This window comes from Mesorhizobium sp. CO1-1-11 (assembly GCF_020164995.1).
GTDB lineage: Bacteria > Pseudomonadota > Alphaproteobacteria > Rhizobiales > Rhizobiaceae > Mesorhizobium > Mesorhizobium australicum.
The window spans coordinates 111,900-127,558 of sequence record NZ_JAIUHE010000015.1; the positions used below are offsets into that span (position 1 = coordinate 111,900).

At 61.9% G+C, this 15,659-nt stretch carries 17 protein-coding genes; 5 read left to right on the top strand and 12 right to left on the bottom strand.

The genetic code is table 11. The features are described from left to right. Positions 1–11: 11 nt before the first annotated feature. Genes LB554_RS19040 through LB554_RS19055 form a run of 4 tightly spaced genes read right to left on the bottom strand, consistent with a single transcriptional unit; the run spans position 12 to position 3,938 of the window. Positions 12–1,502 carry an aldehyde dehydrogenase gene (locus LB554_RS19040; RefSeq protein ID WP_015316458.1) on the bottom strand — a complete coding sequence of 497 codons (1,491 nt, stop codon included), beginning with the start codon at positions 1,500–1,502 and terminating at the stop codon, positions 12–14. A 20-nt stretch (positions 1,503–1,522) separates the two neighbouring features. Then, positions 1,523–2,197, bottom strand: a complete 675-nt coding sequence (locus tag LB554_RS19045; protein WP_140876706.1) for a DUF1028 domain-containing protein — start codon at positions 2,195–2,197, stop codon at positions 1,523–1,525. A 5-nt stretch (positions 2,198–2,202) separates the two neighbouring features. Next, positions 2,203–2,619 (bottom strand): RidA family protein, encoded by a 417-nt coding sequence (locus tag LB554_RS19050; protein WP_224586210.1) that lies wholly within the window; start codon positions 2,617–2,619, stop codon positions 2,203–2,205. A gap of 44 nt (positions 2,620–2,663) precedes the next feature. Beyond that, on the bottom strand, positions 2,664–3,938 hold the full coding sequence (locus tag LB554_RS19055; RefSeq protein ID WP_224586277.1) for a flavin-containing monooxygenase: 1,275 nt from the start codon (positions 3,936–3,938) through the stop codon (positions 2,664–2,666). Between the two features lie 382 nt (positions 3,939–4,320). Here LB554_RS19055 and LB554_RS19060 point away from each other — a divergent pair, with 382 nt between their 5' ends. Then, positions 4,321–5,940 (top strand): GMC family oxidoreductase, encoded by a 1,620-nt coding sequence (locus LB554_RS19060; RefSeq protein WP_224586212.1) that lies wholly within the window; start codon positions 4,321–4,323, stop codon positions 5,938–5,940. An 89-nt stretch (positions 5,941–6,029) separates the two neighbouring features. Here LB554_RS19060 and LB554_RS19065 read toward each other — a convergent pair whose 3' ends face one another. From LB554_RS19065 to LB554_RS19075, 3 genes are all read right to left on the bottom strand, one after another. Further along, the gene (locus LB554_RS19065) at positions 6,030–6,788 is read right to left on the bottom strand and encodes an ABC transporter ATP-binding protein (RefSeq protein WP_224586278.1); all 759 of its coding nucleotides are present in this window, start codon (positions 6,786–6,788) and stop codon (positions 6,030–6,032) included. A 122-nt stretch (positions 6,789–6,910) separates the two neighbouring features. Beyond that, on the bottom strand, positions 6,911–7,714 hold the full coding sequence (locus LB554_RS19070) for an ABC transporter permease (protein WP_015316451.1): 804 nt from the start codon (positions 7,712–7,714) through the stop codon (positions 6,911–6,913). A 95-nt stretch (positions 7,715–7,809) separates the two neighbouring features. Next, positions 7,810–8,793, bottom strand: coding sequence for an ABC transporter substrate-binding protein (locus LB554_RS19075; RefSeq protein WP_015316450.1), 984 nt, complete (start codon positions 8,791–8,793; stop codon positions 7,810–7,812). Positions 8,794–9,309: 516 nt separating this feature from the next. Between LB554_RS19075 and LB554_RS19080 the strand changes: the two genes are divergently transcribed. From LB554_RS19080 to LB554_RS19090, 3 genes are all read left to right on the top strand, one after another. Continuing rightward, positions 9,310–9,621, top strand: coding sequence for a GFA family protein (locus LB554_RS19080; RefSeq protein ID WP_140725916.1), 312 nt, complete (start codon positions 9,310–9,312; stop codon positions 9,619–9,621). 49 nt (positions 9,622–9,670) lie between these two features. Next, the gene (locus tag LB554_RS19085) at positions 9,671–10,087 is read left to right on the top strand and encodes an HD domain-containing protein (protein WP_015316448.1); all 417 of its coding nucleotides are present in this window, start codon (positions 9,671–9,673) and stop codon (positions 10,085–10,087) included. 158 nt (positions 10,088–10,245) lie between these two features. Further along, positions 10,246–10,593, top strand: a complete 348-nt coding sequence (locus LB554_RS19090) for a hypothetical protein (protein WP_224531261.1) — start codon at positions 10,246–10,248, stop codon at positions 10,591–10,593. A 31-nt stretch (positions 10,594–10,624) separates the two neighbouring features. On the opposite strand, the gene LB554_RS29640 is transcribed toward LB554_RS19090, so the two are convergent. Beyond that, positions 10,625–10,837 carry a DUF6894 family protein gene (locus tag LB554_RS29640; RefSeq protein ID WP_411962637.1) on the bottom strand — a complete coding sequence of 71 codons (213 nt, stop codon included), beginning with the start codon at positions 10,835–10,837 and terminating at the stop codon, positions 10,625–10,627. A gap of 200 nt (positions 10,838–11,037) precedes the next feature. On the opposite strand from LB554_RS29640, the gene LB554_RS19095 reads away from it, so the two are divergent. Next, positions 11,038–11,757, top strand: a complete 720-nt coding sequence (locus tag LB554_RS19095) for a Crp/Fnr family transcriptional regulator (RefSeq protein ID WP_140790257.1) — start codon at positions 11,038–11,040, stop codon at positions 11,755–11,757. Positions 11,758–11,994: 237 nt separating this feature from the next. On the opposite strand, the gene LB554_RS19100 is transcribed toward LB554_RS19095, so the two are convergent. From LB554_RS19100 to LB554_RS19115, 4 genes are all read right to left on the bottom strand, one after another. Next, positions 11,995–12,258 (bottom strand): DUF6894 family protein, encoded by a 264-nt coding sequence (locus LB554_RS19100; RefSeq protein ID WP_041163723.1) that lies wholly within the window; start codon positions 12,256–12,258, stop codon positions 11,995–11,997. Positions 12,259–12,410: 152 nt separating this feature from the next. After that, positions 12,411–13,748: a PQQ-dependent sugar dehydrogenase gene (locus LB554_RS19105; protein ID WP_411962638.1), complete on the bottom strand. Its 1,338-nt coding sequence runs from the start codon at positions 13,746–13,748 to the stop codon at positions 12,411–12,413. A gap of 5 nt (positions 13,749–13,753) precedes the next feature. Then, on the bottom strand, positions 13,754–14,185 hold the full coding sequence (locus LB554_RS19110) for a DUF2231 domain-containing protein (RefSeq protein ID WP_224586216.1): 432 nt from the start codon (positions 14,183–14,185) through the stop codon (positions 13,754–13,756). A gap of 467 nt (positions 14,186–14,652) precedes the next feature. Then, a complete protein-coding gene (locus LB554_RS19115) occupies positions 14,653–15,402 on the bottom strand; it encodes a Crp/Fnr family transcriptional regulator (protein WP_140790251.1) in 750 nt (249 codons plus the stop codon). Positions 15,403–15,659: the final 257 nt, after the last annotated feature.

The window sequence follows — 15,659 nt, forward strand, 5'->3', positions numbered from 1 at the left end:
GCGGCCGCTTCTCAATATTTTATCCAGGTAGTCTTCAGCGCGGTGTACTTGTCGAGCGCGTGCAGCGACAGGTCGCGCCCGAAGCCGGACTGCTTGAAACCGCCGAAGGGAGTCATCGGGCTCAGCGCGTCGACGGTGTTCACGGAAACCGTGCCGACGCGCAGCCCTTCCGCGAGACGATGCGCCCGCGACAGGCTGTCGGTCCACAGAGATGCGGCCAGGCCGTAGACGCTGTCGTTGGCGATGCGAAGCGCCTCGTCTTCGGTGTCGAAGGCGATCACCGACAGGACCGGACCGAATATCTCGTCGCGCGCAAGCGGGTCGTCGGGCGAGACGTCGTCGAAGATCGTGGGCTGCACAAAACTGCCGCGCCCGTCGACGGTAACCCGGTCGCCGCCGGTCACCAGCCGTGCCGACTTCTTGCCGCCATCGACGAAACGCATGACGGTCGCCGCGTGGCGCGCGTCCACCATCGCACCCATCCTGGATGCAGGGTCGAGCGGATCGCCGGGCTGGGTCGCCGTCGCGCGCTGCGCCAGTTTCTCGACGAGCGTATCCTTGATGCCGCGCTCCACCAGAAGCCGGGAGTTGGCCGAGCATACCTGCCCCTGGTTGAAGAAGATGCTGAAGGCGGCCATGTCGGCTGCCGCGTCCAGATCACCGCAATCGGCGAACACCAGATTGGGGCTCTTGCCACCGGTCTCCAGCCAGACCTGCTTCATGTTCGACTGGCCGGAATATTGCAGGAACATCTTGCCGACAGCGGTCGATCCGGTGAAGGCAAGGCAATCCACGTCCATATGGCGGCCAAGCGCCTGGCCGGCCGTCTCGCCGAGGCCGGGCACCACATTGAGCACGCCGGCGGGCAGGCCTGCCTCCATGGCAAGCTCGGCCAGCCTGAGCGCCGAGAAAGGCGACTGCTCGGCGGGTTTGAGCACCACCGAATTGCCAGCAGCCAGCGCGGGCGCGCATTTCCAGGTCGCCATGTCGAGCGGAAAGTTCCACGGCACCACGGCGCCCACGACCCCAAGCGGCTCGCGCCGTACCAAAGCAAGGTCGCCTCGGGCCGTCGGCGCCACCTCGTCATAGACCTTGTCTATCGCTTCGCCATACCACTGGAAGATCGCCGCCGACCCCGGCACGTCGACGGTCGCTGCGTCCTTGACCAGCTTGCCCATATCAAGAGATTCCAGCAGCGCGAGCTCCTGCAGGTTCTCGCGCAGCAATTCCGCCAACCGCAGCAGCACCCGTTTGCGATGCTGAGGGGTCGCTCTCGACCAGACGCCGGCCTCAAAACTGCGACGTGCTGCGGCGACGGCAAGGTCGATGTCCTCTTCGCCGCAGGAAGCCACCTCAGCGAGCGTTGCTCCGGTGGCCGGATTGATGCTGGTGAATGTTCTGCCGGAACGCGCGGGCATTGCCTTGCCGTCGATGAACGCCCTGTCGCGAAAACGGATAGCCGAGGCTTTGCTGATCCAATCCTTATGACTGAGTTCGCTCATGCCGGCTCCAGATTGTCGAACTACTCATCACCGGGAACGCCGTAACTTGGCGCACCGGACGGGTTGAGGGCGCGCGTGACATAAGCATCGAGCTGGGGCTTATAGATGTCCCACAGCATTGCCAGCTGCTCGACCGGACACCCTTCGGTCCAGTCGCAACGCAGGTCGGCGACCGGCCATGACACATCGCGTACCAGTTTCATGCCGGCGGAGCGGACAGGCCCCGCCTCGCCGCCGGCCTCGAGCGCGGCTCGCATGGTGGCGATCAGCCGGTCGCCAAGATCGCCTTCGGAGGCGAGAAAGGCGTCCACCATGGCTTGCGGAACCCTATCGCTGGCAAGCAGGTTGCCGCCGCAGGCGACGTCCTCGCCGCGTGCCTCGCTCCAGATGCCAAGCGCTTTCGGTCCCGAATGGATCGCGCTGCCGCCGGCCTTGTCGACCGCCAGGACCTGCCGGTATTCGCTGAAAGCAGCCGTGCGCTTCAGGATCGCGACGGCTTCGGCGGCGGAGGCGCCTCGCGCCATCAGCTCCAGCGCCCGTGGCCCGAGCGTCGGGTCCGTGACATTCTGGCTGGCAACGGCGCCGACGCCGGCCTGTGCATAGGCGCAGCGGGCCGCGACCGCGGGGGATGACGAGGATACCGCCACTCCGAACATGCCGGTGCGCCGGCACCGTGCGACGATGGAGAAGGTCATGGCGCTCAGTCCGGAATTACGGCCGTGCCGTCGATCTCGACGAGCCATTCCGGCCTTGCCAGGGCCGACACGACAAGGCCGGTCGAAACCGGATAGACGCCCTTGATGTATTCGCCCATCGTTCGGTAGACGGCTTCGCGATGGCGGACATCGGTGATGTAGACCACCACTTTCACCAGATGCTCCATGGTGCCGCCGCATTCCTCGATGAGCTGCTTGATGTTCTGCATCACCTTGTGGGTCTGCTCGACCGGATCGTGGCTGGCGATATTCTTGGCGGTGTCGAGATCCTGCGGGCACTGCCCGCGCAGATAGATCGTCAGGCCACCCCGTGTGACGACCGCCTGGCACAGATCGTTGTCGAGCTTCTGCTCGGGATAAGTGTCCTTCGTATTGAAGGTGCGAATTCGGGTATGCTTCATCTTGATCTCCATCAGGTCGGGCTCGCGGCCGTCGCCAGCTTTGGTCAGGCGTCCACGGCCTCACGCTTCGCGGCGGCGTGATAAGCGAGATATTTGCGCTGCGTCGAAATACGGTCGGCCACGTGCTTGGCATCGTGCCATACGCCCCAGATGAAGCTGGACCCCCTTCGCGACTGCCAGGGGAGGCCCAGGAAATAGATCCCTGGCTCGGTCGAGACGCCGCGCTGGTGCCTCGGCCGGCCCTGCTCGTCAAAGGCATCGACCTTCAGCCAGCTGTAATCGACGGCAAAGCCCGTCGCCCAGATGATCGAACTTATCCCGGCTTCGGTCAGATCGAGCTCGAGGATCGGATTGGTCACGCAGTCCGGGTCAGGGCCGATCCGGCGGGCAGCGGGTTCTTCGGGAAGGTCGAGACCGTTGCGCGCGACATAGGCGTCGGCCTCGTCCAGCAATGCCATCAGATTGGCATCACCGCGGGCAATGTTTTTGGCAAGATCGGGCGCGAAGGTCATGGCGCCGTCCTGGTACGCCCTCGTCATGCCGACGAGCGTAAGCCCCTGCGCCGCCAGACGGCGAAAATCGATCGTTTCTCCGCCCCGCGCGCCGCTCACCGCGATCGTGACATGCTCCGTGCCGGGTCCTGGAGTTTCGAGGTCCCATTTGCCGAGAACGCCCAGCCACCAGCAGAAGTCGCGGCCGCGATAGGCGCGCGGCGGGCGGTCGTGCGCGCCTACCGAGAGATAGACGCGTTTGCCAGCACGCTGGAGTTCGTCCGCAATCTGGACGCCCGAGGATCCCGCGCCGACCACCAGCACCGCGCCTTTCGGCAACTGCGCGGGATTGCGGTAGGCGCTGGAGTGGATTTGCAGGATGCCGGCATCGGCAGGAACGACGGGCGGGATGACCGGGACCTGGAAAGGGCCGGTCGCCGCGACAACGCTGTTGGCCTCGATCACGCCATCGGACGTCTCGACACGGAATCCGGGCCGCCCTATGTTTCTTTGCACAAGCCTGACCTCGACGCCGCAGCGGACCGGCGCATTGATCTGCTTTGCGTAAGCGACAAAATAGTCGGCGACCTCTTCCTTGGAGGGAAAGCCATCGGGGCCTGTCACAGGAAATTCCATGCCCGGGAAGCGGTCGTGCCAGGCCGGGCCATTGGCAACCAGGGAGTCCCACCGCTGCGAGCGCCAGCGCTCGGCGATGCGGCCGCGTTCGAGAACGAGATGCGGCACCCCGCATTTGCTCAGGTGCTCGCTCATGGCCACCCCAGCCTGGCCGCCACCAACGACAAGCGTGTCTATCGTCTCAACCGACATGCCCAGTCCTTTTCTGACCATCCGACAGCTCCCGCCGCACGCGATGAAACCGATTTCCGCCGGCCGGCAAACGCAGCCCCGGAGATCAATTTCTCCGTGTTCCGGACAGGCCGTGCGCCATCCGGTCGCCTCCCCATTGGCGCTCACAAGTAGCAGCACGTGCCGGTTGGCGCCCATAACGAATCTCCGAAGTCACGCGTAACCATTTCCGAATTTCTCGTGCCGATGGACGCATCTACAGTTTCAGCGGCCGGATCCGCAGCGCCGCATGAGCTGGCCGCGAAGCCGGGCACGTGTCGGCACCGAATTGTTGCGGAACAGGATGCAGCCTCGCAGCGGCCCGTTCGGCAATGCCACGAGCCGGCATTCTCGAGGGGCTGGCATGAAGACTGAGAGCTATGATTACATTGTCGTCGGCGCGGGTTCGGCCGGATGCGTGGTGGCCAATCGGCTGAGCGCCGATCCGTCGGTCAGGGTGTGCCTGGTAGAGGCAGGCGGCAGCGACAACAGCCTGCGGGTAAGGATTCCGGCGGGCATTCTGTCGCTCTATGGCAACCCGAACTACGACTATTGTTTCGTCGGCGTGCCGCAGCCCCATCTCAACAACCGCCGCATTCCGGTCAACCGGGGCAAGGCGCTGGGCGGATCGAGTTCGATCAACTCGATGGTCTATATTCGCGGCGCCGCGCAGGACTATGACGAGTGGGCCGGGCTCGGCTGCGCCGGCTGGGCTTACAGCGACGTGCTGCCGGTGTTCAGGAAGCTGGAGCGCAACCTGATCGCCCAGGACCCACACTATCACGGCACGGACGGCGAGCTCATGGTCGACAATCCGCGCGATCCGAACATGCTTTCCAGCATGTTCGTCAAGGCCGGCAAAAATGCCGGCCTGCCCGCCAACGACGACTTCAACGCCGAGAGCCAGTTCGGCCTCGGCATCTACAACGTCACCCAGAACCGGGGCCAGCGCTTCAGCAGCTTTACCGCCTTCATGCGTCCGGTGCTCCATCGCGGAAACCTGACGCTGCTCAGTGCATGCGAGGTAGTCGACCTTGTCATCGCCGAAAGGCGTGCCACCGGCCTGCGGGTGCGCCACGATGGCGAGCAAAAAATACTCGCGGCCAGCCGCGAGATCGTGCTCTGTGCCGGGGCCATCAACTCGCCCAAGATCCTGATGGCATCCGGCATCGGCCCCGCGGACGAGCTGCGGCAGATCGGCATCACGCCGATTCTCGATCTGCCTGGTGTCGGCAAGAACCTGCAGGACCATGTCGACGGCATGGTCACCGTGCGCTCCAGGAGCACCAGGACGCTCGGCCTGTCGTTTGCCAACCTGCCCCGCATCGCGGCAGCGCCTTTCCAGTATTTCGCGCGCCGCAAGGGAATCCTCACCACCAACTATGTCGAAGCCGGTGGCTTTGCCAAAACCAGGCACGCGAACGGCCTGCCCGATGTTCAGTTCCACTTCGTGCCGGGCTATCGCAGCCATCGCGGCAGGCTCATCGAATATGGCCACGGCTACGCCATTCACACCTGCGTTCTCAGGCCGAAAAGCGTTGGCGAGATCAGATTGTCACGGGACAGTTCTCGCCGTGACGTTCTCATCGACCACCGCTTCTTCGCCAACGAGGACGACGCCATGGTGCTTGTCGAAGGCATCAAGATCGCGCGCAGGATCCTGGCCGCATCCGAGTTCGATGCGGTGCGTGGCAAGGAAATGCTTCCGGGCAAGGATGTCAGCAGCGACGACGAGATCCTGGCCTATCTGCGCGCCGAAGCTCTGACCGTCTACCACCCCGTCGGGACCTGCAAGATGGGGACGGACGCTATGGCGGTCGCTGATCCGGCGACGCTGAAAGTGCGAGGCATGGACGGGCTCCGGGTCGCCGATGCGTCAGTCATGCCGAAGCTGATCGGCGGCAACACGAACGCGCCAAGCATGATGATCGGACAGAAGTGCTCGGAGATGATCCTGGGCTCGGCGTATCGCGGCGAAAGGTAAGGACCCGCTCCGCCTTTCAACATCGTCGGCAGTTCAGCGTTGGCAACGCCGACCTGCCGACGACCGTTTGTGTTTCCTCGAGATTGCTCTCAATGATCCTCATCGATCTCGTCGTGCAAGAGGCCGAGGATGCGGCGCTTGAGGGCGATGAACTCGGGTTCGAGGATCACATCCATCGAACGCGGCCTTGGGATGTCGACCTTGATCTCGGCCTTGATCTTGCCGGGCCGGGCCGTCATCACCAAGACTCGATCGCCCAGGACCAGCGCCTCGTCTATATCGTGAGTAACGAACAGCACCGTCTTTTGCTGCCGCTCCCAGACGCGCAAAAGCAGTTTCTGCATGGTGCCGCGCGTCTGGCTGTCGAGGGCGCCGAACGGCTCATCCATCAACAGAACGGCCGGATCGTTGGCAAGGGCGCGCGCGATCGCCACGCGCTGCTTCATGCCGCCGGAAAGCTGGGTGGGGTAGTGGTCGGCAAACGGCGCGAGGCCGACTTCGTCGAGATACTGGTCGACGATCTGCTTGCGCCGCCCCGCCGGCAGGCCCTTGCGCTTGGGTCCATACTCGATGTTGGCGCGCACGGTGAGCCAGGGAAACAAGGTGTAGCTCTGGAACACCATGCCTCTGTCTGGACCCGGTTCGATCACTTCCCTGCCATCGACCTTGATGCTGCCTGAAGTCGCGTCGTTGAGGCCGGCCGCAAGGTAGAGCAGGCTCGATTTGCCGCATCCCGAAGGGCCGACGATGACGCAGAATTCGTTCTTGGCCACCTTCAGCGACACATCGTCCAGCGCCAGCACGCCGTTGGCGTCGCCGTAACGCAATGTCACGTCCTCAACGGCCATCGTCGTGCCGGTCGAGCGCGGATCGCCGGTCGTCGCGGCCGTGCCGGCCAGATCGTTCGCCTTGATGGTCTCGCTCATTGCTACCCTTGATCCGACTGCGGTTTGCGAGCTTGCGTTCAAAATCAGGATGCCCATGGCGCGACCCTGGCCCTGATAATGCGGAACGCCGTGTCGGTGATAAGGCCCAGAAGCCCGATCGCGGCGATTGCCATGAAGATCACATCGACCTGGAAGCCTCGCATCGCCTTCAGGCTGATATAGCCGAGGCCGCTCGACGCGGCGACGAGTTCGGCCACGACCAGATAGGTCCAGGCCCAGCCCATGGTGACGCGAAGCGTGTCGAGGATGGCTGGAAGCGCGGCCGGGAAAATGACGTGCCACACCGCTTCGCTCCGCTTGGTGCCCAAAGTGTAGGAGGCGTTGACCAGGTCCCTGGAGACGCTGCGCGCACAGTCGGAAATCATCACGAGCTGCTGGAAGAAGGTGCCGAAGAAGATGACCGCTATGCGCTGTTCGATACCGATGCCGATCCAAAGGATGAACAGGGGCACGAAGGAGGTCACAGGCAGGTAGCGGATGAAGTTGACCAAGGGCTCCAGCGGCGCCTGCACCACCCGATAGGTCCCCATCCACAGCCCCAGCGGCACCGAGATCAGCGAGGAGACGATGAAGCCCAGGATCACCACCTTGGCGCTGGTGAAAGTGTGGTAGAAAAGGCTGCCGTCCTGGGACATGCGATAGGTCGTCTGCAGCACGGTTCCGGGCGTCGGCAGGAACATGTTCGGCACGACGCGGCCATAGGACAGCAGCGCCCAGCCGCCGATCACGACCACCCACATCGCCAGCGCGAGTGCCGTTGCCGTGCTGGCGGGAATGTTGGCGAATGGGGTCGTCAGGCGTGTCCACGCCGTCCGCCTCTGTGCCATGGCATGGCCTCCGTTGATTTTCTGAAGCGAGAAGACTCCGGCCTGTCGGTAAACCGGGGTCGGCCCAAGCGGACCGACCCCGGTTTCTCGAAGGCTCATTGTTCCCTGATGAAGTCGGTATCGAGGATGGTTTTCGCGTCGATCGTCATCTTGAGCTTGCCGGCCTTGCCCCAGATGTCCTGCGCGAAATTCACCAGCTCGGACGCCTCGCTCTTTTCCGGCGTACCGAAGAATTCCAGGTTGCGATCGCGATCGTAATAGCGCACGCCCTTGGCACCGGCGGCGAAATCCTCGGGCTTTTCGAGATAGCCGCCAATGCCCTTGGCCATGATCTCATAGGCCTTTTCCGGATTGGTCTTGATGTATTCAACCGCTTTGTAATAGCCCTTGACGAGGGCCTTTACGTCCTCGGGATGTTTTTCGATCAGATCGCATTTGAGGGCGATCACGTCCACGATCAAGCCAGGGGTGGTCGTGGAATCGATCAACACCTTTCCCTTGCCGCCCTTGCGGACCTCGGTGAGGTGCGGCTCCCACGTCACGGCGGCGGGAACCTGGCCGGCGATGAAGGCGGTCGCCGCGTCATCGGCGGTCATGTTGGTAATGGTAACGTCGTCCTCGGTCATGCCTTCCTTTTTCAGGAGCACGTTGAACCAGAATTCGGAAACGGAGCCCTCGTTCAAGGCCACCTGCTGGCCCTTCAGATCCTTGAGCGACTTGATGTCGGGCTGCGTGACGACGCCATCACCGCCGTGGCTGTCGTCGAGCGCAAGGACGTATTTGAAGCAGAGATCGTCCGAGCGGTACTTCATCAGCTCGTCTACGGTGGAGGCGGCGCCATCGAGATCGCCGCCGGCGACCGCAGCCATGTAAAGCGCTGATTCCTCTATGACCTTCAGGTCGACGTCGACGCCGGCCTCCTTGAAGTAACCGAGGTCGCGGGCAAGAAACAGCGGCCCGTAACCTACCCAGGTCGTCATGCCGAGACGGATGGCGCCCGCATTGGCGGGAGCTGCAAGCCCCAGGCCCAGCAGGCCTGCGCCGACCGCGCCCATCAGGCAGTTTCGAAATGTCTTCATTGTCGTGGTTCCCCTATGGCTGTTGCCGGCATCGGCCTCATTCTCGCGGCCTATGCCGGTTGCGTTTCGGCAGCCGCTCTTGTTTGGGCGTCGCCTCCCAGCGAGCCTTGCGTGTTCTAAGGTTTGCAACAGAGCATCCGGGCCGGATCGCAAAAAGAAGTCTTTTTCTGCCCATTGCTTCGTCGAAACCGAAGCGGCTCGATAGCCGATCGGCGGCCTGGCTCTGGACCTGGCTGGCCATTTTCCGCAGGGTCGCCGACAGAAGCGGCCTCAATGCCACGGCGCTCGAAAAGACGAGAGCCCCGTGCGCGAACCCCTCCTGCGGGGCATAGGAACCGACGAGGGCGGCCGACGTTTTCGCCAGATGAACGAAGCTGCCCGCACGAGATTGGAGAGCCTGCCGAAACGCAGGCTCATCGGACTGGAGCCAAGGTGGAACTGAACGGCGGATGTCTTTGCGGCCGGATTCGCTTCAACGTCACAAGCGAACCGAGAGTGCACTATTGCCATTGCGATATGTGCCGGCGCGCGACCGGCAGTGCATTTGCGGTCCTGGCGTGGGTGCCTTCGCCAGACCTGACCTGGATCGACGCCACTCCCGCCTATCGCCGATCTTCGCCAATCGCCCAAAGGGGGTTCTGTCCCGCCTGCGGATCGCCGCTCAGCCTTGCCTATGACGTCTCGCCCGGGGAAATCGCGCTGCATGTCGGCACATTCGACGATCCAGCGCGGCTGGAGCCTCGCTACAACTACGGATCAGGGCAGCGGCTTGGCTGGGTCTGCTGCGGCGTGGACTTGCCGCACCGCGAAACCGAGGAACGCTGGTAGGCGCCTGAAAGCAACGCAGCTCGCTGGCGAAAAGGCGGAGATGGATGTGATGAGTATTTTCTATCGGGCGGCCAAGATTGCGGAGCAGGCGCATGCATCGCAGCATGACAAGACAGGAGGCCCCTATATCGACCATTGCCGTCGAGTGGTCGACGCCGTCGAAACGATAGATCAGAAAGTCGTCGCCTATCTGCACGATGTCCTGGAAAAAAGCGAAGGCTGGAGCCGGGCCAAGCTCGAAGAGGCGGGCTTTGGACCGACGATCGCCGCCGCGGTCGACGCCATGACACGCAGAGAAGGCGAGGACTATTTCGCATTCGTACGCCGGGCCGCCTCGAACCCATTGGCGCTGCCGGTAAAACGGGCGGATCTGGCCGACAATATCTGGCAATCAAAGCAGATCGGAGCATCCACGGCCAAGTATGAAGAAGCATTGCGCATTCTTGACGACGAGTTCACCAAGTGAGTGCCGGGATGCTGGCGGCAATCGCGTCCTGGCATGCGACAAGCGCCACTGGACGATGCCTGTAGTCGCGCGATGCCAAAATACATGGATTACGGGAACCAACCCGTTTGGTAATTTTCGTACCAACGTTTTTAGTGACACGCTGGGTGGGTGGTTTTATGAATCCGATGATCGATCCGCGTCCGGCATGCCCTCTGATGCGCAATGCCTGGCTGCCTTCGGATCGCTTCGAGACCAAGGTGACGCCCATGCGGGAATTGCCGAAAGACATTGACGCCGATGTGGTGATCGAAATCAGCAGATTGCTGGACGACAGCGCGCTTTTCGTGCCTGTCCGCGTTCATGAACTCACAGCAAGGGTAAGGCAGAAAGTGAAGACGGGATTGCCGGATCGTTCGATCGAAGAGTTGATCGTGGAAATGGCTTCCTTGCGTCGGTTGGCCATGGCCTTTGAACTGCCCGGATCGGAAAATGTGGTGCAAATTCCACAGCGACTCCTACGCTGACCGCATCAAGGTCACGCGCTCCACCCGGCGGTCAGGACAAGCGATGCCTCGAACACCTGGGCGCCCGCCTCATTGCGCACCTTGCCGGTATGTTGACCAAGTCGCGATCCGGCATTTCATCGCGAGCGACTTCCTGCGAAATGCGAATGGCTTCTGCCCTCGCCTGTTCTCGCGATTCAAATGGCTGGCCGTCGTTGGGTACGGGGCCATCACCGTTATAGAGATCGAAATGACACCGTTTCATTTTCGGGGCAGCCTTGGACACCTCTAGCGTGTTAATACCCAGCGACACTGGTGGTTCCCGCTCCGGCGCTTGCGCCAGAATACGCGCAGGCTGCCGATGATAGGGTCCGCCATCTTCCGAAGGCCTAAGGTCCGGCTGCTATCCTTGCGTCCAGGACATCTGGCGATCGGCGTTTCAACCCCGATCGCCTTGAGGCTATGATGTTAGAGTCCCTCTATCTGCAACTCGGCCAGCACGACACTCTTTCGGACGTCGAGAAGGTCTTGCTGGCCGAAACGGTTGTTTTCGGACGCGAGTTCGAAAAGGGGCAAGATGTGGTCAAAGCGGGGTCCCGGCCAACCTATAGCACCATGCTGCTGGATGGCCTGGCGGCACGCTACAAGGTGCTCGAGGACGGCGGCCGGCAGTTCACGTCCTTGCAGGTGCCCGGCGACTTCGTCGATCTCCACGCCTTTTTGCTCAAGACCATGGATCACGGTATCGTCGCGCTGTCACCTTGCCGGGTGATGTACGCGGACCACAACAAGCTGAAAGCCATTACGGAACAGGCCCCTCACCTGACCCGGCTGTTGTGGCTCGATACGCTGGTCGATGGGGCCATACATCGCGAATGGATCGTGGCAATGGGCCGCCGCTCCAGGACCTCGCATCTGGCCCATCTCATCTGCGAACTGTTCGTACGGCTGCAGGCGGTGAAACGCACCAGCGGCATGAGTTTCCATCTACCGTTGTCACAGACTGAAATGGCCGACGTGCTTGGGTTGTCGGTCGTGCACATGAACCGGGTGATCGGAGGCTTGAAGAAGATCAAGGTAATCACCTGGACGAACCATATGGTCACCATTTTGGACTGGGACCAGCTTGCCAGGCTTGCCGAGTTCGACCCTACCTATCTGAGCATCAACAACGAACCGAGATGAGCAGCCTTAAACTCAGTTATGAGGCGGATTGCTCCACCACAACTCAAGCGGCCCGCGTTACGAGCGGGCCTTGTCATTCCCTACGGGTGGATAGCGCCTGATTTGGCGGAAAGCCGGTCCAGCAGCTTGCGCGATTCCTCGATTACGCGCCGCGTGTCTTCAATATTCGAGCGAAGATCGGCAATCTGTGCCGCCGCCCTCCGTTGATATAGGCGCGCACTTTCATTGAGGAAGTAGTCAGGTTCCCACGGGTCCATCGCGATCAGGTCCGTTGCGCACCAGTTCGAACGTTACCTTCACCATAACGAGGGGTTTGCTAGCACCAGCACGGACATGCAGGGCAACCTCTCGGAAATTGCCTTCAGGCATCTGGTCCTTTGCTATTTCGAGCAACGCCTTTGCCGCCTCATCCTCAGCTGCCTCCAAGCTCGGAAGCTCGGTTCCTTCAGTGTCCGGGAAGGAGGTTCCGTTGTCGACTAGATCAAAATAATAGCGCGCCATCATCGCTAACAAGGCGGCGCGACCTTTGTTCCTCTCGACTTATCGCGAGTGCCGGGTAACGCATGCTTTGAATCCTCAGTATAGGTTACGCCGCCGATAACAGCGTGAGGATCAGTTTCACTACCGGGCTTCCTGCGCATACAATCCGATAACTACCGAGCTGCGGTCACGCGCCAGACCGTGTTTCCGACATCGTCCGCAATCAACAGCGCGCCCGCCTTGTCGACGGCAACGCCCACGGGCCGCCCATGTGCCTTGTTGTCATTGTCAAGGAAACCGGTGACGACGTCCTGAGGCTTACCGTCAGGATGACCTCCATTGAACGGTATGAAAACGACCTTATAGCCGTTGAAGCGCTTGCGGTTCCAACTGCCATGTTCGCCGACAAAGGCGCCATTGCGATAGGATTCGGGCAGGTTGGTGCCGGTGTAAAATGCCAGTCCCAGGGGCGCGACATGGGAACTCAGTGCATAGTCCGGAGGGATGGCCTTGGCGACCAGGTCCGGCCGCCGCGGCATCACCCGCGGATCGACATGCTGGCCATAGTAGCTGTAGGGCCAGCCATAAAACGCGCCGTCCTTGACCGAAGTCATGTAGTCGGGAACCAGATTGGGGCCGAGTTCGTCGCGTTCGTTGATGACGGCCCACAGCGCTCCGCTCTGCGGCTCCCAGCTCAAGCCGTTGGGATTGCGCAGCCCGCCTGCGAAAATGCGCGAACGGCCTGTCGCCCTGTCGACCTCCCAGATCGCGGCGCGATCCTTTTCCGCCTGGATGCCGTTCTCGGTGATGTTGCTGTTGGAGCCGACGCCGACATAAAGCAGCGATCCGTCCGGACTGGCGACGAGAGACTTGGTCCAGTGATGATCGATCGGGCCGCCGGGCAGCGGCGTCAGCACGGTGCCTGGCGCGGTGATCTTGGTCTCGCCGGATGTGTAGGCATAACGCACGATCGCATCCGTGTTGGCGACGTAGAGATCGTTGCCGACCAGGGCTACGCCGAAGGGCGAATTGAGATGATCGAGGAAGACATCCTGCACGTCGGGCACGCCGTCGCCGTTCGTATCACGCAACAGCGTGATGCGGTTGCTTCCCTCGGTGCCGCCGCCCGACGTCGCCATGGACTCGATCCAGCCCATGATCAGGTCCTTCGGACGCTTGATCGCGGCGCCGGGCGGCGCCACGGACTCGACCACGAGAATGTCACCGTTCGGCAAGGTGTAGAGCGAGCGTGGATGCTTCAATCCCTTGGCGAATGCCTGGATCTGCAAACCCTTCGCGACCGTTGGTTTCTCGTCCTGCTCCCAGCCGACGACCGAAGCGACATGCATGGGCGGAACAAGATATTGCGTTGGTTCAGGCAGTGTCGGATTTGGCCCGACCTGGCCGCTTGGGTCCGGGTCGTCGTTGCTGCAGGCGGGCAATGCCAAAAGCGATCCGCACAACAGACCGAACCCAAGGGCACGCCGGATGTGAGTGTTCGAAACCCGCAGGGCGTTCACTCGAGCACCTCGACGCGGGTGCGGCCGGTGCTCCATTCCAGCAACCACACGAGAACCAAGACGATCACGGCCGCCGCGGAGAGGATGAGCCCTGTCGGCACGACCGACGTCCAGGCGTCACGGCTGTGCACCAGCGCGTTGAAGAACGACAGCACAAGCACCACCAGGCCGCCGAGCAGATGGGCTCCGTGCTTACGGAGAATTCGACGGGTGAAGAGATCGAAAAGCGCCGCAAGCACCGCAAGAGCGCCCATCACGAGGCCGGCAAACAGCAGCCATGCGGAAAAATCGGCCCACATCATCTCCGCCGTTCGCCAATAGGTGAGGTCGGTCAGCAGCGTGCCGATGAAACAGGCATTGGCGACCGCCATCGGTGTCCGATGGATCGGACGGCCGACGACCACCGGTATCGATCGCGAATTGGCCACGGATCTTCTCCGCCCCTGCTCCAGATGGCATCTGGGCTTCAAACAAACCTGAAGTTGAGATGTTCCGGGAACTGTTCGCGTTCAAGGACTTGTGATTGCCCTGACCAATGCCGATCGCTGTCGCCGGTGAATGGCGCGAAGCGCGGTGTGCTCCGGGAATTCAAGTTCGCAATGTCCGCGCCGCGAGTAACATTGCCTGGCAAGCGGTGGGACGCCAGTTCCATTCCGTGTGCGAGATGAGCAGGGCCCGTATCGCCTCCCGCCAGTGAGATTAGGTTCGGCTTCGTACGTTTCTTACCGAGCCTTGGCCCTTTATTGTCAGTCATTGGCAGATGCCTAGATTAACCAGGCGGCATCTCCAAATCATGCCGCAGTGGCCGATGCGGGCTTAGGCAATGTGCCGTCACCGGCATCGTCGCGTCGGCCACTTCCGCGATCCTCGCCCTGCAATGCCGGCATGGTGGCGGTCAGGTGGGCGGACGGTCCTGCCTCGAAGGGTTCTTTGAACCGAGGTCCCCGACCAGCCGACGGTATTGCAGTTCGGGAGGGCCGTAAGATTCCCGTGCCAGCGCCACGAGACCTTTCCGATCCCGGATCGTGATTTCGCCGCGGCGGGCACGGATGTAGCCATGGCTCTCGATTGTCTGAAGCCCCACGGTAACCCCGGGGCGCCTGACGCCCAGCATGACGGAAAGGAATTCGTGGGTTATCATAAGCCTGTCGCCAACGGTCCGGTCGCTGCACATCAGAAGCCATCTCGCCAGCCTGACCTCCAGGCTGTGTCGCGCATTGATCGATGCCGTGTAGCTGGTCTGGACGTGGAGATACTGTACGTAGCGCAACAGGAACGGCCGCAAGGTAGGGCTCTCTTCCAAGGCTTCGACGAACGGCGCGGCGCTCATCCGTATCGCCTCGCTCGTCGACTGGATGTAACAATCGAAGCTTGCCAGATCGTCGCCCATGATCAGCGCCGAACCGGTCATGCCTTCGAAGCCGATTATTCCCACCTCCGATTCAGCCGTTCCCGCAGTCTTGGCGACGACCGATGCGATGCCACTCTCCAGGAAATAGACAGCTTCGATCTTTTGGCCTTCGATCTCCAACGGCGAGCGCAACTCCAGAAAAACACTTTCGAGATGCGGCCGCAGGCGCTCGAAATCGGCCGCGCTCATTCGGCGCAACAACTCGCTCTTGGCCTGCAGAATCTTGGGATCCACGAGACGCTCTCCACTTGGGCAAGAGCACTGGGATCTCTCGGCCGGCCGTGCCCCTCGAACGAGGGGACGGTGGCAAAACATAAACTGTCCCACCCGGCCAGCACTAGGCAGGCGGCCGCGTCGGTATGAAACCGACAATAGCTGCTGTGGACAAATCGCAAGTTTTGTCGGCTATCCATCCTTCGCCAGAAGACGAGCTTCCCTGAGGATCGAGGCACGGTCGAACCCTACCAGCAACACTATGTCACGTATCTGCT

Excerpts from the sequence above, each read along its gene's own strand:
- LB554_RS19040 (WP_015316458.1), bottom strand. The coding sequence starts at position 1,502 with ATGAGCGAACTCAGTCATAAGGATTGGATCAGCAAAGCCTCGGCTATC.
- LB554_RS19045 (WP_140876706.1), bottom strand. The coding sequence starts at position 2,197 with ATGACCTTCTCCATCGTCGCACGGTGCCGGCGCACCGGCATGTTCGGA.
- LB554_RS19050 (WP_224586210.1), bottom strand. The coding sequence starts at position 2,619 with ATGAAGCATACCCGAATTCGCACCTTCAATACGAAGGACACTTATCCC.
- LB554_RS19055 (WP_224586277.1), bottom strand. The coding sequence starts at position 3,938 with ATGTCGGTTGAGACGATAGACACGCTTGTCGTTGGTGGCGGCCAGGCT.
- LB554_RS19060 (WP_224586212.1), top strand. The coding sequence starts at position 4,321 with ATGAAGACTGAGAGCTATGATTACATTGTCGTCGGCGCGGGTTCGGCC.
- LB554_RS19065 (WP_224586278.1), bottom strand. The coding sequence starts at position 6,788 with ATGGCCGTTGAGGACGTGACATTGCGTTACGGCGACGCCAACGGCGTG.
- LB554_RS19070 (WP_015316451.1), bottom strand. The coding sequence starts at position 7,714 with ATGGCACAGAGGCGGACGGCGTGGACACGCCTGACGACCCCATTCGCC.
- LB554_RS19075 (WP_015316450.1), bottom strand. The coding sequence starts at position 8,793 with ATGAAGACATTTCGAAACTGCCTGATGGGCGCGGTCGGCGCAGGCCTG.
- LB554_RS19080 (WP_140725916.1), top strand. The coding sequence starts at position 9,310 with ATGTGCCGGCGCGCGACCGGCAGTGCATTTGCGGTCCTGGCGTGGGTG.
- LB554_RS19085 (WP_015316448.1), top strand. The coding sequence starts at position 9,671 with ATGAGTATTTTCTATCGGGCGGCCAAGATTGCGGAGCAGGCGCATGCA.
- LB554_RS19090 (WP_224531261.1), top strand. The coding sequence starts at position 10,246 with ATGAATCCGATGATCGATCCGCGTCCGGCATGCCCTCTGATGCGCAAT.
- LB554_RS29640 (WP_411962637.1), bottom strand. The coding sequence starts at position 10,837 with ATGAAACGGTGTCATTTCGATCTCTATAACGGTGATGGCCCCGTACCC.
- LB554_RS19095 (WP_140790257.1), top strand. The coding sequence starts at position 11,038 with ATGTTAGAGTCCCTCTATCTGCAACTCGGCCAGCACGACACTCTTTCG.
- LB554_RS19100 (WP_041163723.1), bottom strand. The coding sequence starts at position 12,258 with ATGGCGCGCTATTATTTTGATCTAGTCGACAACGGAACCTCCTTCCCG.